General features: G+C 73.5%; 23 protein-coding genes and 1 pseudogene. 10 read left to right on the top strand and 14 right to left on the bottom strand.

What is annotated here, in order from left to right:
* Nucleotides 1-91 precede the first annotated feature (91 nt).
* Nucleotides 92-448: an iron-sulfur cluster insertion protein ErpA gene (erpA, locus tag ABZY20_RS01515; protein WP_130437147.1), complete on the bottom strand. Its 357-nt coding sequence runs from the start codon at nt 446-448 to the stop codon at nt 92-94.
* Between the two features lie 284 nt (nt 449-732).
* On the opposite strand from erpA, the gene nadA reads away from it, so the two are divergent.
* Nucleotides 733-1,917, top strand: a complete 1,185-nt coding sequence (gene nadA, locus ABZY20_RS01510) for a quinolinate synthase NadA (protein ID WP_355854055.1) — start codon at nt 733-735, stop codon at nt 1,915-1,917.
* Between the two features lie 78 nt (nt 1,918-1,995).
* Here nadA and ABZY20_RS01505 read toward each other — a convergent pair whose 3' ends face one another.
* From ABZY20_RS01505 to ABZY20_RS01485, 5 genes are all read right to left on the bottom strand, one after another.
* Entirely contained in the window at nt 1,996-5,115 is a 3,120-nt protein-coding gene (locus ABZY20_RS01505; protein ID WP_356434957.1) for an efflux RND transporter permease subunit, read from the bottom strand.
* A gap of 160 nt (nt 5,116-5,275) precedes the next feature.
* A complete protein-coding gene (locus tag ABZY20_RS01500; RefSeq protein ID WP_356434955.1) occupies nt 5,276-5,959 on the bottom strand; it encodes a response regulator transcription factor in 684 nt (227 codons plus the stop codon).
* Nucleotides 5,956-7,173, bottom strand: coding sequence for a histidine kinase (locus tag ABZY20_RS01495; RefSeq protein WP_356434953.1), 1,218 nt, complete (start codon nt 7,171-7,173; stop codon nt 5,956-5,958). The genes ABZY20_RS01500 and ABZY20_RS01495 overlap by 4 nt, the downstream gene beginning before the upstream one ends.
* Nucleotides 7,174-7,300: 127 nt before the next feature.
* On the bottom strand, nt 7,301-7,579 hold the full coding sequence (locus tag ABZY20_RS01490) for a hypothetical protein (RefSeq protein WP_356434950.1): 279 nt from the start codon (nt 7,577-7,579) through the stop codon (nt 7,301-7,303).
* A 34-nt stretch (nt 7,580-7,613) separates the two neighbouring features.
* On the bottom strand, nt 7,614-8,396 hold the full coding sequence (locus ABZY20_RS01485) for a PspA/IM30 family protein (protein ID WP_356434947.1): 783 nt from the start codon (nt 8,394-8,396) through the stop codon (nt 7,614-7,616).
* 317 nt (nt 8,397-8,713) lie between these two features.
* Here ABZY20_RS01485 and ABZY20_RS01480 point away from each other — a divergent pair, with 317 nt between their 5' ends.
* Entirely contained in the window at nt 8,714-9,313 is a 600-nt protein-coding gene (locus ABZY20_RS01480) for a DUF3043 domain-containing protein (RefSeq protein WP_356434944.1), read from the top strand.
* 83 nt (nt 9,314-9,396) lie between these two features.
* Complete coding sequence (locus ABZY20_RS01475; protein WP_356435991.1) at nt 9,397-10,134, top strand: methyltransferase domain-containing protein; 738 nt, start codon at nt 9,397-9,399, stop codon at nt 10,132-10,134.
* Between the two features lie 48 nt (nt 10,135-10,182).
* Here the strand turns inward: ABZY20_RS01475 and ABZY20_RS01470 are convergent, their stop codons facing one another.
* Nucleotides 10,183-10,395 carry a hypothetical protein gene (locus tag ABZY20_RS01470; RefSeq protein ID WP_356434941.1) on the bottom strand — a complete coding sequence of 71 codons (213 nt, stop codon included), beginning with the start codon at nt 10,393-10,395 and terminating at the stop codon, nt 10,183-10,185.
* A gap of 221 nt (nt 10,396-10,616) precedes the next feature.
* On the opposite strand from ABZY20_RS01470, the gene ABZY20_RS01465 reads away from it, so the two are divergent.
* Nucleotides 10,617-11,816, top strand: a complete 1,200-nt coding sequence (locus tag ABZY20_RS01465; RefSeq protein ID WP_356434938.1) for a bifunctional adenosylcobinamide kinase/adenosylcobinamide-phosphate guanylyltransferase — start codon at nt 10,617-10,619, stop codon at nt 11,814-11,816.
* 25 nt (nt 11,817-11,841) lie between these two features.
* On the opposite strand, the gene ABZY20_RS01460 is transcribed toward ABZY20_RS01465, so the two are convergent.
* Entirely contained in the window at nt 11,842-12,897 is a 1,056-nt protein-coding gene (locus tag ABZY20_RS01460; protein WP_356434937.1) for a class I SAM-dependent methyltransferase, read from the bottom strand.
* Between the two features lie 182 nt (nt 12,898-13,079).
* On the opposite strand from ABZY20_RS01460, the gene cobT reads away from it, so the two are divergent.
* Both cobT and ABZY20_RS01450 read left to right on the top strand, forming a co-directional pair.
* Nucleotides 13,080-14,234 carry a nicotinate-nucleotide--dimethylbenzimidazole phosphoribosyltransferase gene (gene cobT, locus ABZY20_RS01455; protein ID WP_356434934.1) on the top strand — a complete coding sequence of 385 codons (1,155 nt, stop codon included), beginning with the start codon at nt 13,080-13,082 and terminating at the stop codon, nt 14,232-14,234.
* Between the two features lie 131 nt (nt 14,235-14,365).
* Nucleotides 14,366-15,100 (top strand): annotated as a pseudogene (locus ABZY20_RS01450) (hypothetical protein); the annotation flags it as partial.
* Here ABZY20_RS01450 and ABZY20_RS01445 read toward each other — a convergent pair.
* Nucleotides 15,004-15,765: a hypothetical protein gene (locus ABZY20_RS01445; RefSeq protein ID WP_356434931.1), complete on the bottom strand. Its 762-nt coding sequence runs from the start codon at nt 15,763-15,765 to the stop codon at nt 15,004-15,006. The pseudogene ABZY20_RS01450 and the gene ABZY20_RS01445 sit on opposite strands and share 97 nt — an antisense overlap.
* A 60-nt stretch (nt 15,766-15,825) precedes the next feature.
* Between ABZY20_RS01445 and ABZY20_RS01440 the strand changes: the two genes are divergently transcribed.
* Together ABZY20_RS01440 and ABZY20_RS01435 are read left to right on the top strand one after the other, a co-directional pair.
* A complete protein-coding gene (locus ABZY20_RS01440) occupies nt 15,826-16,608 on the top strand; it encodes an adenosylcobinamide-GDP ribazoletransferase (protein ID WP_356434928.1) in 783 nt (260 codons plus the stop codon).
* A gap of 83 nt (nt 16,609-16,691) precedes the next feature.
* Complete coding sequence (locus tag ABZY20_RS01435) at nt 16,692-17,303, top strand: RDD family protein (protein WP_356434925.1); 612 nt, start codon at nt 16,692-16,694, stop codon at nt 17,301-17,303.
* On the opposite strand, the gene ABZY20_RS01430 is transcribed toward ABZY20_RS01435, so the two are convergent.
* From ABZY20_RS01430 to ABZY20_RS01410, 5 genes are all read right to left on the bottom strand, one after another.
* A complete protein-coding gene (locus tag ABZY20_RS01430; protein ID WP_356434922.1) occupies nt 17,263-18,045 on the bottom strand; it encodes an endo alpha-1,4 polygalactosaminidase in 783 nt (260 codons plus the stop codon). The genes ABZY20_RS01435 and ABZY20_RS01430 overlap by 41 nt on opposite strands.
* The gene (locus tag ABZY20_RS01425; RefSeq protein ID WP_356434919.1) at nt 18,042-18,701 is read right to left on the bottom strand and encodes a spherulation-specific family 4 protein; all 660 of its coding nucleotides are present in this window, start codon (nt 18,699-18,701) and stop codon (nt 18,042-18,044) included. The genes ABZY20_RS01430 and ABZY20_RS01425 overlap by 4 nt, the downstream gene beginning before the upstream one ends.
* Complete coding sequence (locus ABZY20_RS01420) at nt 18,698-20,206, bottom strand: hypothetical protein (protein WP_356434916.1); 1,509 nt, start codon at nt 20,204-20,206, stop codon at nt 18,698-18,700. The genes ABZY20_RS01425 and ABZY20_RS01420 overlap by 4 nt, the downstream gene beginning before the upstream one ends.
* Nucleotides 20,203-21,726, bottom strand: a complete 1,524-nt coding sequence (pelF, locus tag ABZY20_RS01415) for a GT4 family glycosyltransferase PelF (protein ID WP_356434913.1) — start codon at nt 21,724-21,726, stop codon at nt 20,203-20,205. Before pelF ends, ABZY20_RS01420 begins: the two co-directional genes overlap by 4 nt.
* 116 nt (nt 21,727-21,842) lie before the next feature.
* On the bottom strand, nt 21,843-23,876 hold the full coding sequence (locus ABZY20_RS01410; RefSeq protein ID WP_356434910.1) for a hypothetical protein: 2,034 nt from the start codon (nt 23,874-23,876) through the stop codon (nt 21,843-21,845).
* Between the two features lie 56 nt (nt 23,877-23,932).
* On the opposite strand from ABZY20_RS01410, the gene ABZY20_RS01405 reads away from it, so the two are divergent.
* On the top strand, nt 23,933-24,058 hold the full coding sequence (locus ABZY20_RS01405; protein WP_356434907.1) for a hypothetical protein: 126 nt from the start codon (nt 23,933-23,935) through the stop codon (nt 24,056-24,058).
* Nucleotides 24,059-24,222: 164 nt separating this feature from the next.
* Nucleotides 24,223-25,749 (top strand): leucyl aminopeptidase, encoded by a 1,527-nt coding sequence (locus ABZY20_RS01400; protein ID WP_356434904.1) that lies wholly within the window; start codon nt 24,223-24,225, stop codon nt 25,747-25,749.
* Nucleotides 25,750-25,842: the final 93 nt, after the last annotated feature.

The raw sequence follows: 25,842 nt of genomic DNA, 5'->3' as shown, positions 1-25,842 counted from the left end.
CCGCGGGACCTCTCACCGCGCGAAGGCGGCGGCCCCTTGCCGGGACCGCCGCCTTCGTCGTGTTCGCTGCCGCCTAGGGCGGCTCGGCGGCTCAGCTGAAGGAGTCGCCGCAGGCGCAGGAGCCCGTCGCGTTGGGGTTGTCGATCGTGAAGCCCTGCTTCTCGATGGTGTCCACGAAGTCGATCGTGGCGCCGCCCAGGTACGGGGCGCTCATGCGGTCGGTGACGACCTTCACACCGTCGAAGTCCTTCTCGACGTCGCCGTCGAGGGACCGCTCGTCGAAGAAGAGCTGGTAGCGCAGGCCGGAGCAGCCGCCGGGCTGGACGGCGACGCGCAGCGCGAGGTCGTCGCGGCCTTCCTGGTCGAGCAGCGCCTTGACCTTGGACGCGGCGGCGTCGGTCAGGATGATGCCGTCGGTGACGGTGCTGGTCTCGTCCGATACGGACATCTACATCTCTCCCGGGTTGTACGGAGACTGCTTGCCGACGGGTGCAACCGGCGGGGCCTCGGATTCATTCCGGGGCCGGGCGCTCGATCTCGGCTCCTTTTCATGCTCGCACACGCGCCGGGAACGGGAAAACGGCTCTTTCCGGGTCGTCCCGGGAATGAACGGAGCCCGGTGGGGATTCACGTCACACAGACGCTATGGCCATCGTCAAAGTGACGTGAAGCGGTTATGATAGATAGCGTCAAATCGACGAAAAGTCGCCGGAAACAGAAAGGGTGCGTGTCGTGACCACCGCCCAGACCCAGGAGCTCGACGTACAGCCGACGCCCCTCGCCCTGCTGCTCCTCGGCCGTGAGGCCGACCCGAGGAGCGAGCGCGGCGTGGAGTGTCCCGGCGACCTGCCCTCGCCGTCCGACCCGGACCTGGTGGAGCGCGCCCGCAAGGCGAAGGAGAAGCTCGGGGACAAGGTCTTCGTGCTGGGCCACCACTACCAGCGCGACGAGGTCATCCAGTTCGCCGACGTCACCGGGGACTCCTTCAAGCTGGCCCGGGACGCCGCCGCGCGTCCGGAGGCCGAGTACATCGTGTTCTGCGGTGTGCACTTCATGGCGGAGTCCGCGGACATCCTGACCTCCGACGACCAGAAGGTCGTGCTGCCCGACCTCGCGGCCGGCTGCTCGATGGCCGACATGGCGACGGCCGAGCAGGTCGCCGAGTGCTGGGACGTGCTCACCGAGGCCGGCATAGCCGAGCAGGTCGTGCCCGTCTCGTACATGAACTCCTCCGCCGACATCAAGGCGTTCACGGGCAAGCACGGCGGCACGATCTGCACCTCGTCCAACGCCAAGCGGGCCCTGGACTGGGCCTTCGAGCAGGGCGAGAAGGTGCTCTTCCTGCCCGACCAGCACCTCGGGCGCAACACCGCGGTCCGCGACATGGGCATGTCCCTGGAGGACTGCGTCGTCTACAACCCGCACAAGCCGAACGGCGGCCTGACCGCCGACGAGCTGCGCGCGGCGAAGATGATCCTGTGGCGCGGGCACTGCTCGGTGCACGGCCGCTTCAGCCTGGACTCGGTGAACGACGTCCGCGAGCGCATCCCGGGCGTGAACGTCCTGGTCCACCCCGAGTGCAAGCACGAGGTCGTGGCCGCGGCGGACTACGTCGGTTCGACGGAGTACATCATCAAGGCCCTGGAGGCCGCGCCGGCCGGTTCCAAGTGGGCCATCGGCACCGAGCTGAACCTGGTCCGCCGTCTGGCGAACCGTTTCGCGCCGGAGGGCAAGGAGATCGTCTTCCTCGACAAGACGGTCTGCTTCTGCTCGACGATGAACCGCATCGACCTCCCCCACCTGGTCTGGGCCCTGGAGTCCCTGGCCGAGGGCAACCTCGTCAACCGCATCGAGGTGGACAAGGAGACGGAGGCGTTCGCGAAGCTGGCGCTGGAGCGGATGCTGGCGCTGCCGTAACGCCGTCTCCCCCCTGCATGCACGGCGAGGGCCCACCCGGTGCACCGGGTGGGCCCTCGCCGTCCTGCGGGGTCAGACTCAGACCTGAGCAGGCTCCGGCTCCCGCGTGGTCTTCTCCTCGGCCGCGAAGCCCTTCTTCGCCGCGCGCTTCTTCGCCCGGCGCTCCTTGCGGAGTTCGACCATCGCGTACAGCGTCGGGACCAGCAGCAGGGTGAGCAGGGTCGACGTCACCAGACCGCCGATCACGACCACGGCCAGCGGCTGGGCGATGAAGCCGCCCTCGCCGGTGATGCCGAGGGCCATCGGCAGCAGGGCGAAGATCGTCGCCAGGGCGGTCATCAGGATCGGGCGCAGCCGGTGCCGGCCGCCCTCGACCACGGCCTCGACGACGCCGTGGCCCTGCCTGCGGTACTGGTTGATCAGGTCGATCAGCACGATCGCGTTGGTCACGACGATGCCGATGAGCATCAGCATGCCGATCATCGCCGGGACACCCATCGGGGTGCCGGTCGCCACCAGCAGGCCGATCGCGCCCGTGGCCGCGAACGGGATGGAGACCAGCAGGATCAGCGGCTGGATCAGGGACCGGAAGGTTCCGACCAGCAGCATGAAGACGATCGCGATGGCCGCCAGCATCGCCAGGCCCAGGTTGGCGAACGCCTCGTCCTGGTCCTCGGAGACCCCGCCGATCGACGCCGTGGCGCCGGCCGGGAGCTTCAGCGCGCTGATCTCGGACTGCAGCTCGGCGCTGACCGCGCCGGTGTTGTCGCCGTCCGGCTTGGCGGTGACGGTGGCCGCGCGCTGGCCGTCGATGCGGGTCATGGACACCGGGCCGTCGACCAGCTTCACCGTGGCGATGTCGCCGAGCCTCACCTTGCCGCCCAGGCGCAGGTCCTGAAGCTGCTTCAGGCTCTGCGCGGGCTCGGCGGAGCGGATGACGACGTCGCGCTCGGTGTCGTCCAGGACCGCCTTGCCCGCCGGGGTGCCGCGGACGGCCTGGCCGACGGCGGCACCGAGGGTCTGGTCGTCGAAGCCGGCCGCGGCCGCCTTGGCGTTGGCCTTGACCGAGATGCGCGGGACGCTCTGCGCGAGGTCGCTGGTGACGTCCGTGACGTCGTCGAGGGAGGCGACCGTCCTGCGGACCTCCTCGGACGCCGTGCGCAGGACGTCGGCGTCGGCGGCCTTCACGACCACGCTGAGGTCCTGGGCGCCGAAGCCGTCACCGGCGGTGAGGGTGGTCGTGCCGATGCCCTTCAGCCCGGCCAGGCCCTTCTCGATGCGGTCCTGGACGTCCTCGGCCGACGCCGAGTCCTCCAGGGTCACCTGGTAGGACGCCTGGTTGGTGTCGGTGCCGCCGCCGAAGGCGGCCATGAAGCCGGACGAGCCGACCGTGACCTGGTAGTTCTTCACGCCCTCGGTGCCGGCGAGGAGCCGCTCGACCTTCTTGGCCTGGGCGTCCGTGGCCGCGAGGCTGGTGCCGGGCTTCAGCTCCTGCTTGACGGTGAGGACCTCGACCTCGCCCTGGTCGAAGAAGTTCGTCTTCAGCAGCGGGGCCATCCCGAACGTGCCGATCAGGACGACGACCGCGAGGGCCACGCTGGTGAGACGGCGGCGGGTCGCGAACCGCAGCACCGGGACGTAGATCCGCTGCAGCCGGCTCCTGGCCTCCTTCTCCTCGGCCAGCCGGCGGGCCTCGGCCGCGTCCTGCGGGGTGCCCTTCGGCGGGCGCAGGAACCAGTACGACAGGACCGGTACGACCGTCAGGGAGACGAGCAGGGACGCCAGCAGGGCGGCCGTGACGGTGAGGCTGAAGGAGCCGAACAGCTCGCCGACCATGCCGCCGACCAGACCGATCGGCAGGAACACGGCGACCGTGGTGAGCGTGGACGACGTCACCGCGCCCGCGACCTCGCGGACGGCCTGGAGGATGGCCGACCTGCGTTCCTCGCCGTAGCCGAGGTGGCGCTTGATGTTCTCCAGGACCACGATCGAGTCGTCGACGACCCGGCCGATGGCGATGGTCAGGGCGCCCAGGGTGAGGACGTTGAGCGACAGGTCCCGGGTCCACAGCACGATCAGCGCCAGGACCACGGACAGCGGGATGGACACCGCCGTCACGAGGGTGGAGCGGATCGAGGCCAGGAAGACGAGGATCACCAGGACCGCGAAGAGCAGTCCGAGTCCGCCCTCGGTGGTCAGGCCCTTGATGGACTTCGACACGGCCGGGCCCTGGTCGCTGACGACCGTGAGGTCCGCGCCGGAGCCGAGGTCCTCGCGCAGGCCCGGGAGCTTGTCCTTGACCGCGTCGGAGATCGCGACCGCGCTGCCGTCGCGGTCCATGGTGACGGCGACGGCGAGGCTGGGCCTGCCGTCGGTGCGGGTGATGGAGTCCGCCGGGGCCTCCTGCTGCTTCACCGCGGCCACGTCGCCGAGGCGCACCGGCCGGCCCTTGCCGGGCTCGCCCGTGACCCTCAGGTCCCGGATCTGCTCGACGGAGGTGAAGCCGCCGCCGACCTGGACGGTGCGGTTGGCGCCGCCCTCGTCGAAGGATCCGGCCGGGACGGTCACGCCGCCCGCCTGGAGCGCCTGGGCGAGGGACTGCGAGGTCAGGCCCGCCTTCGCGAGCTCGGCGTCGTCGGGCGTGACGGTGACCTGCAGGTCGCGCACGCCGTCCACGGTGACCTGGCCGACGCCGTCGATGCTCTTCAGGTCCGGTACGACGGTCTTGTCGAGCTGGTCGGCCAGGGCCTGCTGGTCGCGGTCGGAGGTGACGGCAAGGACGACGGTCGGGATGTCGTCCGTCGAGCCGGCGACGACCTGCGGGTCGACGTCGTCCGGGAGCTGCACGCGGGCCCGGTTGACGGCCTGCTGGACGTCGGCGACCAGCTGCTCGGTGTTGTTGCCGTAGTCGAAGGACGCCATGATCACGGCGTTGCCCTCGCTGGCGGTGGAGGTGACGCCGCTGATGCCGTCGACGGCTTCGAGGCTGTCCTCGATGGGCTCGACGACCTGCTTCTCGACCACGTCCGGGGACGCGCCCCGGTAGGGCGCCAGCACGGACACCACGGGCAGTTCGATGGTGGGCAGCAGCTGCTGCTTGAGCTGGGGTATCGCGATCGCCCCGAAGACGAGCGCGATGATGGACATCAGCCCTATCAGGGCCCGTTGCGCGAGGCTGAATCTCGACAGCCAGGACATGGGTCAGGGTCTCTCTTCTGTTTAGCGGCAGAAGCGGCAGCGGACGCGCAGACGAGCGCCCGCCCCTACACCCTGGGCCATGGGCGGAGCCGGTTTCGTAAGCCCCAGGTCCCGTTCCTTATCCGGCGCATACTCCCGCCGCAGTACGACCGGGCCGGGTTCACTCCACCCTTGGACGGACCAGGCCGGACTCGTACGCGGTCACCACCAGCTGGGCCCGGTCGCGGGCGCCGAGCTTGGCCATGGCCCGGTTGACGTGCGTCTTCACCGTCAGCGGGCTGACCTCCAGCCGCTCGGCGATCTCGTCGTTGGAGAGCCCGCCGGCGACCAGGACGAGCACCTCGCGCTCCCGGACGGTCAGCGAGTCCAGCCGCTCGCCGCGGGCCGGGTCGCGGTCCTCGCCGGCCGGGTCGCCCTGGGCGAGGAAGCGGGCGATCAGACCGGTGGTGGCCGCCGGGGAGAGCAGGGCCTGGCCCCCGGCCGCGATGCGGATGGCGTTGAGCAGTTCCTCGGGTTCGGAGCCCTTGCCGAGGAAGCCGGAGGCGCCGGCGCGCAGCGACTGCACGACGTAGTCGTCGACCTCGAAGGTCGTCAGGATGACCACGCGGACGCCGGACAGCTCCGGGTCGGCGCTGATCATGCGGGTCGCGGCGAGTCCGTCGGTGCCGGGCATGCGGATGTCCATGAGGACGACGTCGGCGCGCTGCTCCCGGGTCAGCCGCACCGCCTCCGCGCCGTCGGAGGCCTCCCCGACCACCTCCATGTCGGGCTCGGAGTCGACGAGCACGCGGAAGGCGCTGCGCAGCAGCGCCTGGTCGTCGGCGAGCAGGACACGGATGGTCATGCGGGGCCCTCCCCGGTCGCGGTGGGGTTCTTGACGGGCAGGATCGCATGCACGCGGAAGCCGCCGCCGTAGCGGGGACCGGTGGTGAGGGTGCCGCGCAGGGCGGTGACGCGCTCGCGCATGCCGAGCAGGCCGTGGCCGCCGCCGCCCGGGGCCCGGTCCTCGCCGCTGCCGTCGTCGAGCACGGTGATCTCGATGTGCGGCCCCACCCGGACGACGCTCACCTCGGCCTTGGCCCGGGGCCCGGCGTGCTTCTGCACGTTGGTGAGGGCCTCCTGGATGATCCGGTAGGCGGCCAGGTCGACGGCTGCGGGCAGGGTGGTGCCCTGGTCGGCGCGGGCGACCTCGATGTGCAGGCCGGCGTTGCGGAAGGTGCCGGTGAGTTCGTCGAGGCGGTCCAGGCCCGGGGCCGGTTCGGTGGGCGCCTCGGGGTCGCCGGACTGCCGGAGCAGGCCGACGGTGGCGCGCAGCTCGTTGAGGGCGGAGCGGCTGGCCTCGCGCACGTGCCCGAGGGCCTCCTTGGCCTGGTCGGGGCGCTTGTCCATGACGTGCGCGGCGACCCCGGCCTGCACGTTGACCAGGGCGATGTGGTGGGCGACCACGTCGTGCAGGTCCCGGGCGATGCGCAGGCGCTCCTCGGCGACCCGGCGGCGGGCCTCCTCCTCACGGGTGCGCTCGGCGCGCTCGGCGCGCTCGCGGATGGCCTGGACGAAGGCGCGGCGGCTGCGCACGGCGTCTCCGGCGGTGGCCCCGATGCCCGTCCAGGCGAGGGTCGCGAGGTTCTCCTGGGCGTACCAGGGCAGGCTCCCGGCGGCCATCGCCGAGCCGGTCAGCACGGTCATGGTGAGCAGGCCGACGCGCCAGGTGGTGGGGCGGTCGGTGGTGGCGGCGACGGTGTACAGGGCGATGACCGCGGACATCGCGACGGGGGCGCGCGGGTCGCCGGTGACGGACTCGACCACGGAAAGGGCGCCGGTGAGGGCGAGGACCGCCAGGGGCGCGCGGCGGCGGAAGACCAGGGCGGCGGCGCCCAGGGTCATCAGGACGAGGCTGAGGGTGTCGGGGGTGCGCAGGGCCCAGCTGACGCTGTCGCGGTGGCGGGGTTCGACGAACGAGCCGGCGACCATGCAGACCAGGACGGCCGCGGCGAGGACGGCGTCCACGGCCAGGGGATGCGCCTTGGCCCGGCATCTGGCCCGCGCGAGGGTGCTCACGGGGGTTCACGGTAGCCGGGGCGGGTGTGCGGGGGTATGGGCGGCCCGGGCCGAGTGGCCGGTTGTGCGGTGTCCGGCAGCGGGCCGGGGCGCGCTGGGTCCGCCGTCCGGCGTAGGTGCGGCTACGTCATCCGGGGATCAGGCCGTCGTCGCTGAGCAGTTCCCTGACCTCCTCCAGCGTCGCGTCCGGAGAGGGCAGGATCAGCTCCGACGGCTCCAGGGAGTCGTCGGGGAGGGGGTCGCCCAGGTCGCGGACCTGGGTGAGGAGTGCCTGGAGGGTGCGGCGGAAGCCGGGGCCGTCGCCGTTCTCCATTTCCGCGAGGAGCTCGTCGTCCAGCTTGTTCAGCTCGGCGAGGTGGCTGTCGGCCAGCCTCACCTGGCCCTCCCCCATGATCCGTACGATCATGTCGCCCTCCTAGGCGTGGACCCCTACTGCCCGTCTACTGCTTGTCGAAGCGCGGAGTGTCCTGCGGCTGCTGCTGCGACTGCTGCTGGGTGCCGCCCTCGATGGCCTGCTGTCCGCTGCCGGAGCCGCCGGCCAGCTCGGCCTTCATGCGCTGCAGCTCCAGCTCTACATCCGTACCACCGGAGAGCCGGTCCAGCTCGGCCTGGATGTCGTCCTTGTGCATGCCGGAGGGGTCGTCGAGGGCGCCGGAGGCGAGCAGTTCGTCGATCGCGCCGGCCCGGGCCTGGAGCTGTGCCGTCTTGTCCTCGGCGCGCTGGATGGCCAGGCCCACGTCGCCCATCTCCTCGGAGATGCCGGAGAAGGCCTCGCCGATCCGGGTCTGCGCCTGGGCCGCCGTGTACGTCGCCTTGATGGTCTCCTTCTTCGTGCGGAAGGCGTCCACCTTGGCCTGGAGCCGCTGGGCCGCGAGGGTGAGCTTCTCCTCCTCGCCCTGGAGCGTCGCGTGCTGGGTCTCCAGGTCGGTCACCTGCTGCTGGAGCGCGGCCCGGCGGGAGAGCGCCTCGCGGGCGAGGTCCTCCCGGCCCAGCGCGAGCGCCTTGCGGCCCTGGTCCTCCAGCTTGGTGGACTGCGACTGCAGCTGGTTCATCTGGAGCTCCAGGCGCTTGCGGCTGGTCGCCACGTCGGCGACGCCGCGGCGGACCTTCTGGAGCAGCTCCAGCTGCTTCTGGTACGAGTAATCGAGGGTCTCGCGCGGGTCCTCGGCCCGGTCAAGGGCCTTGTTCGCCTTCGCGCGGAAGATCATCCCCATACGCTTCATGACACCGCTCATGGGCTTCGCGCGCCCCCTTCTGACCGACTCCGGCTCCAGCTCCTGCGACAGAACCCACAGTACGGGCCCTGCATCCATTACCGCACTGTTCGGGGACGGATGCGCTCATCCCCAAGGACGACTGCGTGCGCCGCCGCTCCGGCGTAGGGAGTAGGTGGTCCCCGGGGTCACCGGGTGCCCGTCCCCCGGGGAACGACCGGGTGCGTACACAACGTCCCCTCTGTCCCCTTACTGACGACTGGTGTTGCCGGATCGTTCCCCACGGGGCTTCGGTCCATGCCGGGAAGCCCTTACCCTTGGGTTTTGTGTTCCGTAGCCGTGCGAAGGATGAGAAGGCCCAGGCAGCCGACAAGGCGCCGGTGACCGACTCCAGTCAGCCCCGTCACCCCGAGGCCCCCAAGGGCCGCCCCACGCCCAAGCGCAGTGCGGCCCAGTCGCAGCGCCGCAGCGTGGCCAACACGTCGACGACGCGCAAGGACGCCGCCAAGCGGCAGCGGGAGGAGCGCCGTGCCGCGCTGGAGCGGCAGCGCCAGGCGCTGGCCTCCGGCGACGAGCGGTACCTGCCCGCGCGTGACAAGGGACCGGTCCGCCGGTTCGCGCGCGACTTCGTCGACTCGCGGTTCAACATCGCGGAGTTCTTCCTGCCGATGGCGGTGGTCATCCTCGTGCTGAGCATGGTGCGGGTGGCCTCGCTGCAGAACATCGCGCTGCTGCTGTGGCTCGTGGTGATCGTGCTGATCGTGCTCGACTCGTTCGTCACCGCCTTCCGCCTGAAGAAGCAGCTGAACGAGCGCTTCGCCGGGGAGAACAAGCGCGGCGCCGTCGCCTACGCCCTGATGCGCTCCCTCCAGATGCGCCGGCTCCGGCTGCCGAAGCCGCAGGTCAAGCGCGGAGAGCGGCCCTGACCACGACGCCGCTGCCCGGGGGTGCGGCCCACGCCCGGCCGGCCGCGCCGGAGGGGGTGCGTGAGGTCGTCCGCCGCGAGCTGGTGACGCGCCAGCTGGACGAGCAGATAGTCGGCCGGTTCCCGGTCGGGCGGCGGCTGCGCGTGCTCGACGTGGGGATGGGCCGGGGCACGCAGGCGCTGCGGCTGGCCCGGGCCGGGCACCAGGTGACCGGTCTGGAGCAGGACGTGTCGATGATCGCCGCCGCCCGCGAGTGCCTCGCGGGCGAACCGGAGGGCATCCGCAAGCGGATGCGGATCATCGAGGGCGACGGCCGGGACACCGGTGTGCACTTCCTGCCGGGCAGTTTCGACGTGGTGCTGTGCCACGGCGTGCTCATGTACGTCGAGGAGCCCGACCCGCTGCTGGCGGGGCTGGCCCGGATGCTCGCGCCGGGCGGGCTGCTGTCGCTGCTGGTGCGCAACGGCGACGCGCTGGCGATACGGCCCGGCCTGTCCGGCGACTGGGCGGGCGCGCTGGCCGCGTTCGACACGGTCTCCTACCGCCCTCACAGCCGGACCGACTCGGACGGCGGGATCCCCGACCGGCCGGGGCTCGACGTACGGGCCGACCGGCTGAAGGACCTGACGGCGACGCTCGCGGGGATCGGGGCGCCGCTGCACGCCTGGTACGGGGTGCGCGTGTTCACCGACACGGCGGCCGACGGCGCCGAGGTTCCGGCCGACGTCGAGACGCTGCTCGCGGTGGAGGAGAAGGCGGGGCGGACGGATCCGTACCGCGGGGTGGCCGCGCTGCTGCACCTGTGCGGCGTACGGGGCTGACGCACCCGGTGAGGGAGGGCGAGGGCCGTCGGCCCCCGCCCCCCGGGCTCACGCCTCGGCGGCGTGCAGGCTCATCGGCCCGTAGATCTCCGTGGCGTCCTCGAACAGCCGCACCTGGTCGGCGCCGCCCTCCTTCAGGGCCTTCCAGTGCTCCCCGATCCAGGACTCGGCGTCCCCCTGCGTGGGGAACTCCTCCGGCGGCACCGCGGGCTGGACCTCCGTCCCGTCCGTCTTCTCGAACCGCCACGACCATGCCGCCATGTACGCCTCCCATGTGTGAGCACACTGCACAGCGAAAAGCCGGATCCCGGTCCGGCTCCCGACCCGAGCCTATGCGCTTGGCCGGGTGGGGCGGGACACGTGGTCGGGAGTGCGGGTCATCGGGTCGGTGCGGCCGTGAGGGCTGGTCGCGCGGTTCCCCCGGGCCCCTGTGGGGACGGTGCCGACACGCGTGTCACATGGTCACGGGTGAGAATCGGGGCGTGGAACTGACTCTGCTCGGCACCGGCGCCCCCGCGGGCCTGCCCCGCCCCGACTGTCCCTGCGCGGCCTGCGCGTCCGCGATCGGCCCGGACGCCCGGGCGGCCGCCGCGCTGCTCGTGGACGGGGCGCTGCTGCTCGACCTGACGCCCGGGGCGGCGTTCGCGGCGGCGCGTGCCGGGCGTTCGCTGACCGGCGTACGGCAGGTGTTGCTGTCGCATCCGCACGACGGGCCCGCGGTGGAGGTGCCGGCCGGGCTGCCGCAGCCCGGGCGGGTGCCGGACGGGCGGGAGCTGACGCTGCTGACGGGACACCGGGTGCGGGCGGTGGCGCTGGACGCGCCGGGCACCGGTTACGCGGTGACCGGGCCGGAGGGGCAGCGCCTGCTGTATCTGCCGCCGGGCGGCGCGCCGGCGGGGCTGGAGGAGCCGGCCGAGCCGTACGACATGGTGCTGCTGGACGTGGTGGGGCGGCCGGACGCGCTGGCGAAGCTGCGGGCGGTGGGCGCGGCCGGGCCGACGACCGACGTGGTCGCCGTGCACCTGGACCACGACGTGCCGCCGGGCCCGGAGCTCGCGCGGCGGCTCGCGGCGGCCGGGGCGCGGGCCGTGCCGGACGGGACGACGCTGGCCGTGGGCGCCTACGAGGACGTGCCCGACGTGCCGCGGCGGACGCTGGTGCTGGGCGGCGCCCGCTCGGGGAAGTCGGTGGAGGCCGAACGGCGGCTGGAGTCCTTCCCGGACGTGCTGTACGTGGCGACGGGCGGGTCGCGCAACGGGGACACCGAGTGGTCCGTGCGGGTCTCGGCGCACCGGGAGCGGCGGCCGGGTTCCTGGCAGACGGTCGAGACCTGCGATCTGGTGCCGCTGCTGCAGGCGGAGGGGCCGCCGCTGCTCATCGACTGCCTGTCGTTGTGGCTGACGGACGCGATGGACGCCGCCGGGGCGTGGGACGACGCGGTGTGGGCGGAGCGGGGCGAGAAGGTGCTGCGGGAGCGGGTGCGGGAGTTGACCGAGGCGGTGCGGGCGACCCGGCGGACCGTGGTCGCGGTGTCGAACGAGGTGGGGTCGGGCATCGTGCCGGCGACCGCGTCCGGGCGGCGCTACCGGGACGAACTGGGGCGGCTGAACGCGGGGTTCGCGGACGAGTGCGAGCACGTGGTGCTGGTGGTGGCGGGGCAGGCGATGGTGCTGCGGGGGTGACGGGCGACCCGGCTCGCCGGTGCGGCTAGGCGGTCCTGCGGGCGATCACCCGGTAGGTGTTCGCGAAGCGGGTGCGGCGGGCGAGCGGGGCGATGAGGTGGTCGGCCGCCGCCGCCAGGGCCACCAGGGGGACGCCGGCCCGCAGCAGGACCGTGCGCAGGTGCTGGTGGGAGCGGGGCGGGGGGACGGCCCGCCAGGGGGCGTCGGGGGCCGGGAGGCTGTGGGAGAGGGCCAGGGCCGTGGCGCCCGCGAGGTCGTGGGGGACGTGGACCGGACGGTGGTCGAGCGTCAGGATCGCGCAGCCGGACGCCTCCAGTTCCGCGCGGAGGTTGTGCGGGGGCAGCAGGTGGAGGTGGCGCGGCTGGTCGTAGGGCAGCCACCAGCGGCCCAGGAGCGCGGCGAACAGGCTGCGGGGGTCGAGGGTCTCCACGAGGAGGTGGCCGCCGGGGCGCAGGAGGCCCACAGCCGCGCGGAGTTCGGCTCGGGGGTCCGCCGTGCCCTCCAGGTGGTGGAGCATGCTGACCACGTCGTAGCGCTCGCGCAGCGGGGCCGTGATCCGCGGGTCGGTCAGGCGGCCCACGTGGGCCTCCTCGACGCGGTCGGCGGAGCGGGCGCGGACCACGCGCGGGGTGGGGTCCAGTCCGTCGAACGCGGTGTAGGGGAAGAACTCGCGGGCCGCGGCGGGGAAGCCGGCGTGGCCGGTGCCCACGTCCAGCCAGCTCTCGGGTTCGCCCAGGCGCCGCATCGCGCGGGCGGCCGAGCGGTGGCGGCGGTGGCCGGCGCGCAGGGCCAGCAGGCCGTCGCAGGCCGGCTCCCTGGGCGCCCCGCGCACGATCCGGTGGTAGCGGGCCAGGCCCTCGGCGGTGAGGCGGGGGTTCTGGAAGGTGTGGCCGCAGTCGCGGCACTCGTCGACGGTGAAGCTGCCCGGCTGGAACTGCCGCAGGTCGCCGGTGCGCAGCCGGTTGCGCAGCCGGGCGGAGCCGCACCAGGGGCAGTCCTCGCGACGTGGTTCGTGGACCCGGGTGGTCGCCTGGGGGACGGGGGATGCGGACGGGGCGGGGTGGAAGGGGCGTGCGGGCATGGGCGGCTCCCGGGCGAGGGCGTACGGCAGGGGACGTACGGCGGGACGGCGAGCGAACCGGGTACGACAATCCGCTGCAAAACGGAACGTATGGGATGCCGATGCCGGGTGCAACGACGTCGCCTCGGCGGAGTGGTCATGTGGCGCCCTGCCGTTCGACCGGTGCCGGTACTGTTCGGCGAATGAGCTCGCTTAATCTCGACGACTTCACCGATCTGATCGAGCGTCCGGACGGCGGGGTGCGCCGTGACGCGGAGGCGCGCCGGGAGCGGCAGGTCGTGCCGCCCGGGTCACTGGGCCGCCTCGACGAGCTGGGTGAGTGGCTGGCGGCGGCGCAGTCGGCCGTGCCGGTGCGGCCGGTGGAACGGCCGCGGGTGGTGCTCTTCGCCGGTGACCACGGCATCGCCGAGCTGGGCGTCTCGGCCCGACAGGCGGGCAGCGCCGCGGAGTTGGTGCGCGAGGTGCTGGAGGGCGGCCGGCCGGTGTCGGTGCTCGCCCGGCGGCAGGGCGTGCCGGTGCGGATCGTCGACATGGCCCTGGACTGCGACCCGAAGACCCTGCCGGAGGACGTCGTACGGCACCGGGTGCGGCGCGGCAGCGGGCGGATCGACGTCGAGGACGCGCTGACGCAGGAGGAGGCCGAGGCCGCGTTCCGGGCCGGGGTCGCGGTGGCCGACGAGGAGGCCGACTCCGGTACGGACCTGGTGGTGTTGGGCGATGTGAGCGTCGGCGGGACCACGGCGGCGGGCGTGCTGGTCGCGGCGCTGTGCGGGGTCGACGCGTCGGTCGTCACCGGGCGCGGCGGGCTGGCGATCGACGACCTGGCGTGGATGCGCAAGTGCGCGGCGATCCGTGACGCGCTGCGCCGGGCCCGGCCCGTGCTCGGCGACCAGCTGCGGCTGCTGGCGACGGTGGGCGGCGCCGACCTGACGGCGATGACGGGCTTCCTGCTGCAGTGCGCGGTGCGCAAGCTGCCGGTGGTGCTCGACGGGGTGGTGGCGGCGGCGTGCGCGCTGGTCGGGCAGCGGATCGCCTTCCGCGCGCCGGACTGGTGGCTGGCCGCGCACGACAGCGGTGAGCCCGGCCAGGCGAAGGCCCTGGACCGGATGGCCCTGGAGCCGCTGCTGCACCACGGCGTGACCGTCGGGGAGGGCACCGGCGGCCTGCTGGCGCTGCCGCTCGTGCAGGCGGCCGCCGCGCTGGCGGCGGAGCTGCCCGAGAAGCCCGTCAAGCCCGAGAAGCCCGGCGAGCCGGAGGAGCCCGGGGATCAGGAGACCGCCGGGGCGGCACAGGCGCCCGACGGGCAGGAGGCCGCCGGGGTTCCCTCCGAGCGCTGAGCCGCCCGGAGATCCTGGTCACGCGCGTCCGGCTCAACTTCGTCCCGTCCGGGCCGGTCTTGGAACGTGGTGCCGGCCCAACCGAGTGGCGGGCATCGCGGACGGACCGACGCACGGACGAGGACGACCCGATGAGCACGCTCGCCCGCTGGGCCCGCGCGGAATGGGGGCCGCTGTGCGCGGCGGTGCGCGGGCCGCTGGTGCGGCGGCGGTGGCGGGCGGTGCCCCTGGCCGTCACGGCCGTGTGCCTGACGGCCGCGCTGCACGCCGCGCACACCCAGCCGTGGGGCCACCGGTTCGTGCAGGACGTGGGCACGGTCCGGGCCGCGGACCCGCTGTGGCTCGTGCTGCTGCGGACGCCGCTGTCGCTGTTCGTGCCCGCGCTCGATCTGCCGGTGTGGGGCGCGCTGGCGCAGCTCCTGCTGGTGTTCGGCCTCGCGGAGCTGTGCCTGGGCCGGTGGCGCACACTCGCCCTCGCCTACGCCGCCACGCTCGCGGGCACGATGTACGCGCGGCTGGGCGTCCGGCTGGGACCCGGATCTCCGCTGGGACTGCCCGCCTCGGACCGCTGGGTCGTGGACACCGGGCCGTCGGCGGCGGTGGTGGCTCTGGCCGTCTTCCTGGGCGTGCGCCACCGCGCGTACGTCACGGCCGCGCTGGTGGTGGCCGCGATGGTGGCCGAGGTCGTCCTCAAGGAGAACCTCGCGGGCAAGGAGCACCTCGCGGCGATCGCGGCGGTGCTGGTGCTGTGCGCAGCCGGCGAGGTGCGTCAGCGGTGTTCGAGGGAGCGGGTCCGCTCGGGGTCGGGGGCGCCGCCGATCCAGTCCTGGAAGGCGCGTCTGGGTCCGGCCCAGCGGCGGTCGTGGTGGTACGCGCGCAGGGCGGACCGGGCCCGGGCCTTGGGGCGGTTGCGGTAGAACCGCTTGGCCCACAGCGAGGTGGGACGGGCCAGCCGCACGGCGCCGACCACGGCGACGAGGGGGATGACCACGCCCAGGACGGCCATGCGGACCTTGCCCTTGAACAGGGCGACGAGGGCGAGCGCGAAGTTGGCCAGGATGTTCGCCAGGACGACGGCGCGGTTCTGCTGCTGGTCCTCACTGAGGTCGTTGACGCCCAAGGGCGAGAAGCCGATGAGGAGCAGGCCGACCAGGGAGGCGGTGAGGACGACCATCTCGACGCTCTTGCGGCCGTCCTCGGTCCAGTAGACGTCGGCGAGGTGCAGCACCAGGGCGAACTCGTCCAGGACGAGTCCGGCGCCGATGCCGAAGACCACCGCGGCCAGGTAGGAGCCCCAGCCGTACTGGCCGCCGGCGACCGCGCCGAAACCGCCGACGATCGTCAGGATGACCCCGGGGACCACGTGGTGGACGTGGACGCCGCCGGTGCTGATGTTGCCGAACGGGCCCTTGCCCGCGCGGATCAGGCGGGTGATGCCCCGGGTGATCAGGAAGGTCAGCACGAAGGCGACGAGAGCCAGGAGCAGGGGCAGTTTGCCGGGTTCGATGATGTTCCGCTCCAGCCATCCCATACGTGCACTTTATCCGCGGCCGCCGGTCCCGCCCTGCCGACCGGCGGGTAGCCTGCGCCGGTGCCCAGAACCTCTTCCCTCGACGGACTGCGCTTCGCCTTCGGCACGCTCACGGTGATCCCCGTCCGGGTGACCCGGTGGGACAGGGAGGCGGCGCGCGGCGGCATGCTGTGCGCTCCGGTGGCCGGGCTGGCGGTCGGCGCCGCCTCGGCCGCCGTGGGGCTCGTACTGCTGTTCCTCGGCGCGGGCGCTCCGCTCGCCGCCGTGGCCACCGTCGCCGTGCCGGCGGCGCTCACCCGGGGGCTGCATCTCGACGGGCTGGCCGACACCGCCGACGGGCTGGGCAGCGGCAAGCCCGCCGAGGACGCGCTGCGGATCATGAAGCAGTCGGACATCGGGCCGTTCGGTGTGATCACCCTGGTCCTGGTCCTGCTCGCGCAGGCCGCCGCGCTCACCCAGGCCTACGGCGCCTCCTGGGCGTGGGGCGCCTTCGCCGCCGTCGTCTCCGCCACGGCGGCCCGGCTGGCCCTGACCCTGGCGGCCCGGGCCGGGGTGCCGGCGGCGCGGCCGGAAGGGCTGGGCGCGGCGGTGGCGGGCGTGGTGCCGCCGCGCCGGGCGCTGGCCGCCGCGGTCGCCGTCGTGGGCGTGACGGCGGCGGTGGGAGCCCTGTCCGGGGCGTACGGCGCGGTCCGGGCCGTGCTCGCCGTCGTCCTCGCCCTGGCCGCCGCGGAGGCACTGCTGCGGCACTGCACGCGCCGCTTCGGCGGGGTGACCGGGGACGTCTTCGGCGGCCTGGCGGAGACGGCGGCGACCCTCGCGCTGGTCGTTCTGTCACTGGGCTGAAACGATCTCCCCGTCCCCCTCCTGCCCGCCCCGCCGAGCCGCTAGTTTCCTGCCCCGGACACACAAGTGATCGGGGGACGTCCATGCCGAAGCTGCGCCGTGCCGTGGCCTGGTCCGTCGACTTCGCGCTGGTGGTGGCGCTCGCCTCGGCGCTCGCGGTGCTCACCTTCCACCGGATCTCGGCGCTCGTGACCGACGTGCCCGAGCTGGCCACCCGGGGCGGTTTCGACCTGCTGACCTCCCGCGGCGACGTGGTCGGCGCCTCCCAGGACCTCGGGCTGCGGCTGTGGGACAAGTCGGTGCTCTACGTCGAGCAGGCCTTCGGGCTGCTGGTGCTGGCGGTGTTCCTCTACCAGTGGGCGTGCCTGGCGCTGGCCGGGCGCACGGTGGGCAAGGCCGTGGCCGGGCTGAAGGTCACCTCGGGCCTCCCGCGCCGGGTCAGGGCCGCGCGGCGGGCCGCCGTCACCACCGCCGTGGACGTCGCCGTGTACGCCGTCGCCTGCGTGCTGCTGGTCGAGGGGCAGGTCGTGCTGTCGGTGCTGGTGTGGGCGGTGGCGGTGCTGCTGTTCCTGCTGAACGCGCTGCCGGTCCTCTCCCCCGCCCGGCGGTCGCTGGCCGACCGGGTGGCGGGCACGTCGGTGACGGGGATCGAACTCAGCATGCCTGCCGCCACGCCCCCAGTTCGTACTTCTTGAGCAGTGAACTCAGCTTCAGGCGGCGGGAGTCGGCGCAGAAGCGGCGGACGGGGACCTCGTACTCGACGTGGAAGACGGCCTTGCCCGCCGCCACGAACGGCTTCAGGGCCGCGCACTCGCCGTACTGGGCGCACTGCTCGTTGACCGCGAAGTCGAAGTCGCCGACCAGTTCCGGGATCTGGTCCAGGTCGTTCTTCAGCCCGACGGCGAGGCCCCGGTCGTGGGCGAGGCGGGCGATGAGGCGGTTGTAGCGGAGCTGGTCGGCGGCGGTGAGCGGGAAGCCGGTGTCATTGCGGTAGCCGTCCATGTTGTCGGGCTCGACCGCGTCGAAGCCCTTGTCGCGGCACATGTCGATCCGGGCCGCCATCAGCGGCTCCAGGACGTCGGTGCGGCGGATGTCGAGCCAGCGCTCGCCCTTCCAGCCGTTGCCCCGGCCCAGGACCTCCTCCGGGAACTTCCCGGCGTCCGGGCGGAACTCCTCCCAGGCGCCGGTCGACAGGTAGCAGATGACCTTGCGTCCGTCGTCGTGCAGCCCGGCGACGGTGTCCGCGGAGTGGTCGAAGCCGTCGATGTCGTAGACCGGCACGTCGACGGAGGTGTCCAGGCGTCCGCTGAGCTGCCACTGCCAGGCGGTGCCCGGGCGGGGCTGCCAGCGGGGGCCGGGCTTGTCGTCGGGGGCGCCGGTGCAGCCCGCGAGCAGCAGGGCGAGCAGGGCGGCGACCAGCGGGGCGGGGCGTCTCACGGGGTGTTCCTCGTGTTCTTCAGGGTGTACGGCAGGGTGCCCCAAGGATGGTCCCCCGTGCCGGGGACCGCGCAGTGCACCGCCGCTCCCCTCGCCCGGGCCAGGGCCGCCGGGTCGGCGTCGGGCGGGACGCCGTGGACCAGGTGGCACAGCCGGACGTCGGGGCCTCCCGGCCACGGCTGCGGGGGCAGGGCGCGGTACGACGCCCAGGTGCCCTCGAAGGTGACGAGGACGTCGGCGATGCGGCCGTAGCAGGGGTGGGGTGCCGTGCCGTGGTTGAGGACGAGGGTGCCGCAGCCGACGCCCCAGGCGGCGACGGCCAGTCTCTGGTAGTGCTCGAACTCCTCGGGCCCGGACGGGACCTGGTCGAGGAAGGCGCCGTCGGCGCGGTACCAGTCGCGGTGCCGGGTGAGGTCGCGTACGACGTCGCCGGCGGCGCGGCGGCCGTAGCCGGTGTCGGCGTAGCCGAGGACCCGTACGCCCGCCGAGCGCAGCCGGGCGGCGACCTCGGCGAAGGCCGGGTCGGGGCGGTCGCCGGGGCCGCTGGCCGGGTTGAGGACCACCCCGTAGAGGCGGGGTGCGGCGGCGACGATGGCGTCCCATTCGGCGGGGCGGACGGACGGGTGCTCGTAGTACGGGACCAGGAGAGTGCTCATCGGTGGGCGGTTGCCCTTCCCAGGAGGGTGCACACCAGGGCCGCCTGGACGGCGGCGGCGGTGCCGTACACGAGCGCACCGGACGCGTGCGGATCGCCGGTGCGGGTGACGAGGAGCAGCGTCTGGGCGAGGGCGGCGGCGCAGCACACCGCGGTCGCGCCGGTCACCGCGCCGAACGACTGGAGCAGCAGTCCCGTCCACAGGACGGCACCGAGCAGCAGCAGCCCGGCCAGCCGGACGCCGCCGGGGACCGGGGCGTGCGGCCACAGGGCGGAGGCGGCGAGGCTCAGCGCGAGCAGGGCGGCGAGGTAGGCGGCCAGGCACTGGACGACGGTGAGGACGGTGACGCGCCGGAAGTCGCGGGCGCTGCCGCTGGCGCGCAGTGCGGCGAGGCTGTCGCTGCGGAAGCGGTACAGCAGCCACTCGGCGGGTCCCATGCTGAGGGTGAGCGCCACGGCGGCCGGCGCGGCCACGGCCGTGGCGCTCCCGCCCGCGAGGACGTCGCCGAGCGCCGCGTGCAGCACGAGGACGCCGGTGGCCAGCCCGAACAGCGCGTACGGCAGGGAGCCGGTGAGCCGGCGCCCGGCGGGGCGGTGCCGGGCGGGTGCGGTGCCGGACGCGCCGAAGGGGAGCAGGGCGGCGAGGCCGGCGATCCAGCCGCCCTCGTCCCGCAGGGTGGGCGCCACCTCGCGCAGCGCGAGCACCACGACCGCGGCCAGGGAACCCAGCAGCAGCACCGCGCCGGCCGGTTCGGGCAGCGGGTCGACCAGGGACAGCACCGCGCCGAGCGCCATCGGCCCCAGGGCGGCCAGCAGGAGCCGTTCGCGGCCCATCACCAGCAGGACGGTCGCCGCCGCGAGGTAGCAGGACTGCCCGGCGGCGAAGGCCACCACGGCCGGTCCGGCGCCGCCCGCGCACAGCAGGGCGACCAGGGAGCCGAGCAGCGCGCCCGCCGGGGCCCCGAGCAGCAGGGCGCGCCGGGCGGCCGGGCGGTCGCCCAGCCCCAGCCACGCGTACGCCCGGTGGGCCAGGCCCTGGTTCCAGCTCCAGCCGCACAGCGCGCCGGCCAGGAGCGGGACCGTGCCCGCGGGGAGGCCGAGGTCGCCCGGGCCGGTGAAAAGCGGCGACCCGAGGACGTAGGCGAGTCCGGGCAGGGCGAAGACCACGCCGCGCAGCAGGCAGCCGAGCAGGCCGATCCGCCAGGGGTCGCCGGCGGGGCCGTCGGGCTCGGGGTAGCGGCGCTCGACGCGTTCGTAGAGGGTCTCGGCGAGGGCGAAGGAGTTCTTCACGCCGTACCGCTCGCGGATCCTCTCGTCCGAGAGGCCGTCGGACTCCAGCAGGGCGGCGATCTCGTCGGGGTGGACGGCCGCGGCTACGAAGTCCTCCAGCCGGTCGGCGAGTTCGTCGACCGGGTCGGGCAGCGCCCAGCTCGGGGGGTGCGGCCGGGGGATCTCCGGGAGTGCGTCCGGGCGGGAGCCCGGGGGGAGCCAGACGCTTCCGCTCACCAGCCGGCCCCGTCCGCGGCGACGGACGCGTACCAGGGGTCGCGCAGCTCCAGGGTCCAGTCGGCGACGGTCTCCAGGGTGGGCTCGTACACCTCGTCCTCGCCCGCGAGTTCCTTGTAGATGGTGCGGAAGGCGTCCACCGAGCGGCGCAGCGTGAACCGGTCGATGACGCGCTGGCGCGACAACCGGCCCAGTTCCAGCCGCCGTTCGTCGTCCTTGAGCAGGGTCAGCGCGGCGGCGGCCATCCTCTCCGGCTCGCGCGGCGGGACCACCAGGCCGGTGTCGCCGACGGCCTCGCGCACCCCGCCGACGTCCGTGGACACCGTCGTACGGCCGCACGACATGGCCTCGATGAGGGAGAACGGGAAGCCCTCGGAGATCGACGACAGCATGACGACGTGCCCGGCCGCGTACGCCCGCCAGACCTCCTCGATACGGCCCTCGAAGGTCAGTCCGTCGGTGACGCCCAGTTCGGCGGCGAGCTTCTCCAGGCGGGTGCGGTAGGCCTCGCCGCCGGGCGGGACCGGGCCGAAGAGCCGGAGCCGGGTCGCCGGGACCTCGGCCCGGACCATGGCGTAGGCGCGGATCAGCGTCTCCAGGTCCTTGATGGGGTCGATCCGCCCGCACCAGGACAGCGTGGGGACCTCGGGTTCGGGGCCGGCGTGCGGGAAGGCGGCCGGGTCGACGCCGTTGTAGACCGTGCGGATCTTGCCGGCGTCGGCGCCGCCGCGCTCCTCCCAGCGGCGGTTGTACTGGTTGCACGGGGTGATCAGGTCGGCGGCGCGGTAGCCGTAGGAGTTCAGCTCGCGGTAGAAGCCCAGCATGAACGCCTTCACGGGCCAGCGCTGGCCGCCCCGGCGGTGGCCGAGGTAGCGCTCGCGCAGGTAGATGCCGTGCTCGGTGAGCAGGAACGGCACGCCGTCCAGGTGGCGGGCGGCGAGCGCGGGCAGGGTGGCGAGGCCGCTGCTGACGGCGTGCGCGACGGAGTCCTCCGGGATGCGGACGCCGAGCGGGCGCAGGGCGTGCTCCAGCAGGTCGGTCGCGGTCAACGCGTCGTGCACCGTGGGGCGGGCCGCGGCCGTCGGCAGATGCGGCATGGTCCAGATCCCCATCAGGGACCGCAGCGCCGACTCGGTGCGCAGCGCGGCGGGCAGGCGTCCGTCCCGGGCGAGTGCGGCGAGTTCCTCCAGGGACTCGCCGAAGTCGGCCTGCGAGCCGGGGTCGAGGAAGGACAGCAGGAAGCGCTCGTGGGTCTCGGTGAAGCGGCGGCGGGCCCTGCCGTACGGGGGCCTTCTGCGGCCGGGGCGCGGGCCCCAGGTCGGGACCGGGGTGTGCCGGCGGACGTTGGGCGGCAGCTCCCAGGCGACGGGTTCGCGGCCGCTGCCGGTGAGCGAGACGATGTGGAAGTCGACCTCCGGCATGCCCTTGACGAGCTGGTCGCACCAGGTGCTGACGCCGCCGTGGACGTGCGGGTAGGTGCCTTCCGTGAGCATGGTGACATGCCGGCCTGTTCGCCTCATGCGGTGCTTCCCCCCTGTGTTGCGGATGTCGTGCGGGGAACTGCATGCCCGGATGCCGAGTGCGGGCGTCGTGTGGGCTGGTCGCGCAGTTCCCCGCGCCCCTTCGGGCGCTCCCCCTAGGGGAGTTTCAGCGTCAGGGCCGGCTGGAGCGCGGCCGGGGTCGTCCAGGCCGAGCGGGCTCCCGCGTACGGGGTCCCGAAGGCGGTGGTGCCCAGGACGAGTTGCTTCGTGGTGCCCTCCGGGGCGGTCATCGGGATCTGGGTGCCGGACGGTGCGGTGACGGTGACCGTGCCGCCGATCCGGTACGCCGTCACGCGGTTGTCCGCCAGGGCCTTCTGCCAGGCGGCGCGGCGCTGCACCTCGGTGCCGATGGCGCTGTGCCGGGGGTTCTCCAGCGGGGTGTTGCCGGCGAACAGCGCCCCGTAGTCGTCGAGCACCTTCTCCATCACCGGGTAGAGCAGCCGGTCCTCGGCCAGGTTGGACTGGTGCGCGTAGTGCGGCCGGGGGTCGCCCGCGAGGACGTGCCCGAGCGCGGTGCGGGCCTCCTGCGGGACGATGTGCCCGGTGTAGCCGGTGGTGACGTCCAGCGGTGCGTCGAGGCAGGTGGAGGCCGGGTCGTCCTCGCAGACGCCGCTGCCGCCGTCGGCCCGGGAGGTGTAGATCCAGTTGTACTCGTCGGCCATCTCGGCCGCCGTGCCCACGTTGTAGTACACGTTCATCGGGTGGCGCGGGACGGTCAGGGCCCGGCCGACGGCGCGCTGCCCGGGCTCGCGGGAGTTGTCCGAGGCGATCCACCGGATGCCGGTGCCGGCGAGCGCGCCGGCCAGGTTCGGATTGTCGTCCGGCTGCTGCGGCAGCGTCCTGAGGCCCGAGTGCTCCCCGGTGACCAGCTCGGCGCGGTCGACGGGCAGGCCCTTGCGCACGGCCCAGTCGTGGTTGTCGCGGATCTGCGCGGCGATCTCGGCGCGGCTCATGTACGTCGTCGAGCCGTCGGCGTTCTTCGCGCAGCTCCACGGCACGGTGGAGGTGTCCTGGACGCAGCCGAGGAAGGGGTGCGTGTAGGTGTGGTTGACCCAGCGGTACTGCGCCTTGTCGGCGAGCAGCCGTGCGGTGAGGGCGTCGGTGCCGCCGTGCTCGGCCTTCCACTCCTCGCCCGAGCCGGCGTTGAAGACCATGTCCATGGTGAAGCCGTGCTCGCGCTGCCACTGGGCGGCGTAGGCGGCGTCGGCGGCGGTCATGCGGATCGGCGCGGTGCCCTCGCCGTCGCCGCCCGCGCAGTCGAAGTCGCCCGGGGTGCAGTTGCGTTCGGTGTCCCAGCGGCTGTCCGGGGCGAACACGTCGTCGACGTGGACCGCGAAGGAGTTGCGGGTCCGGCCCAGGTGCACGCCCTGGGTGAGCCACTCGACGATGCCGCGGGCCAGCAGCCGGAACTGCTGCTGGCTGCCGTTGCAGGCGAACGTCACGACGAGTTCGCGGCGGCCGTCGTGGGCGTACTCGCCGACCAGGCTGCCGCGGCCGGTGCCGCCCGGCACGGGGATGTCGACGTAGCTGGTGAAGCCGGCGCGGGGGCGGGCGGCGTAGCCGTAACTCTCCTGCACGGAGGGGGCGTTGTCCTCGAAGCGGAACGCGCCCTCCAGATAGCCGAACCAGCCGGCCTTCCCGGCCGGGGTGACGGAGGCCTCCCGCCCGTCCAGGGCGCCGGCCCAGCCGCCCTCACTGGTGTAGTCGAGGCCGACCCCGGGGTGTGCCCAGGTGTAGGCGTCGACCTGCGGGATGCCGTACGTCCTCTCGTACGCCTCCAGCGCGGCCTGCTCGGCGGAACCCGCACCGAACGGGGCCTCGTTCGGCAGGACGACGCCCTGGTACCGGGCGCGGGGCCGGCCGTCGACCGTGTCGCTCAGGAACGACTCGGTGATCCTCGGGCGGGCGGCGTCGTTCAGGTCGATCGTGGTGTACGGGACGCCCGTGCTCCTGAGCTGTGCGGTGACGGCCCGGACGGGGCTGTCGCCGTTGTCGACGACCAGCACCCTCAGGTCGATGCGCGGGTCCTCCGCGGCGGCCGCGCCGGGCGCCACCGCCCCGGCCATGATCACGCCGGCCGCCGTCATCGCGGCGGTCGTGTTTCTCCATCTGCGCGCACGCAGCGCCATGGTGCCCCCCACAGAAGATCCGCGGGATCCCCTTGCGGTCGAACAGAGGAGGATCCATGGAAATCATGCAAAGCGGCGAGCAGGGCGCTCACCGGATCGTGACGAGTGTGACTCAGCTCACCGGTGTGAGGGATCAAGAAGTGGCCACCATGCCATCGACCGGTGAACGCCCGCAGGAATGAGCGAACCGGGCCACGCGCGTAGTCTCGTCGTCGAGTGTTCGCCGCACCGGGGACGGCCCCGCTGAAACCGCGCCCTGAGGTCCGCATAGGGTCGGCTGTCGGGCCCGGTCGACCCACACCGCTCGACCACCGCAACTTCACATCGGAAGCGAGATTTCACCACCGTGACTGCTCTCACTCTCAGCACCGCCGCGGCGTCCGGTCTGCGGGCCGACGCGATCGTGATCGGTGTCGCCAAGGGTGCCAAGGGGCCGGTCGTCGCACCGGGCGCCGAGGCCGTGGACAAGGCGTACGACGGCAGGCTGGCCGGCGTCCTGGAGACTCTCGGCGCCTCCGGCGGCGAGGGCGAGGTGACGAAGGTGCCGGCACCGTCCGGCTTCAAGGCCCCGCTCGTGCTGGCGGTGGGGCTGGGCGCGGTGCCCGAGAAGGACGCCGGCTACGACGCCGACGTGCTGCGCAGGGCCGCCGGCGTGGCCGCCCGCGCCCTGGCCGGCTCCCGGAAGGCCGCCTTCGCCCTGCCCCTGACCGACGCGGCGGACGCCGGCGCGGTCGGCGAGGGCGCGCTGCTCGGCGCGTACGCCTTCGACGCGTACAAGGCCAATGGCAAGGACCCCAAGGCGAAGAACGGCAAGGCCCCGCTCGCCGAGGTCGCCCTGCTCGGCGGCAAGCCCCGCGACAAGGCGTACAAGGCGGCCGTCGAGCGCGCCGTCGCCGTGTCGGAGGAGCTCAACCGCGCCCGCGACCTGGTCAACACCCCGCCCAACGACCTGAACCCCGAGTCGTTCGCCGCGATCGCGCAGGCCGCGGCCAAGGAGCACGGCATCAAGGTGCAGGTGCTCGACGAGAAGGCCCTGGCCAAGGGCGGCTACGGCGGCATCCTCGGCGTCGGCGCCGGCTCGGCGGCGACCCCGCGCCTGGTGAAGCTGTCCTACACCTCCTCCAAGGCCAAGAAGCACCTGGCCTTCGTCGGCAAGGGCATCACCTACGACTCGGGCGGCATCTCGCTGAAGCCGGCCGGTCACAACGAGACGATGAAGTGCGACATGAGCGGCGCGGCCGCGGTGTTCGCCGCCGTCGTCGCCGCCGCGCGCCTGGGCCTGGAGGTCAACGTCACCGGCTGGCTCGCCCTGGCCGAGAACATGCCCTCCGGCTCCGCCACCCGTCCGGGTGACGTGCTGCGGATGTACAGCGGCAAGACGGTGGAGGTGCTCAACACCGACGCCGAGGGCCGGCTGGTGCTGGCCGACGCGCTGTGGGCCGCCTCCCAGGAGAAGCCGGACGCGATCGTGGACGTGGCGACGCTGACCGGCGCGATGGTCCTGGCGCTGGGCAACCGGACGTTCGGGATCATGGGCAACGACGACTCCTTCCGCACGGCGCTGTACGAGGCGGCCGAGGAGGTCGGCGAGCCGGCGTGGCCGATGCCGCTGCCGGAGCACCTGCGCAAGGGGATGGACTCGCCCACGGCCGACATCGCGAACATGGGCGAGCGGATGGGCGGCGGGCTCGTCGCCGGGCTCTTCCTGCGCGAGTTCGTCGGCGAGGGCATCACCTGGGCGCACCTCGACATCGCCGGACCGGCCTTCAACGAGGGCGGCCCGTTCGGCTACACGCCGAAGGGCGGCACGGGCAGCGGCGTGCGCACGCTGGTGCGGCTGGCGGAGCTGACGGCCGCCGGGGATCTGGGCTGACCGTCGTCTGAGAGCCCGGTCTCGCCCGTCGTAGGGCGAGTGCGGGGGCGCGGGGGCCCGGCCGGGCGGTTCCCCGCGCCCCTTCGGCGGGAC

Source organism: Streptomyces sp. NPDC006624, from assembly GCF_040611555.1.
Classification (GTDB): domain Bacteria; phylum Actinomycetota; class Actinomycetes; order Streptomycetales; family Streptomycetaceae; genus Streptomyces.
The sequence above is the reverse complement of the archived record's forward strand: the minus strand, read 5'-3'. Positions and strand labels throughout refer to the sequence as shown.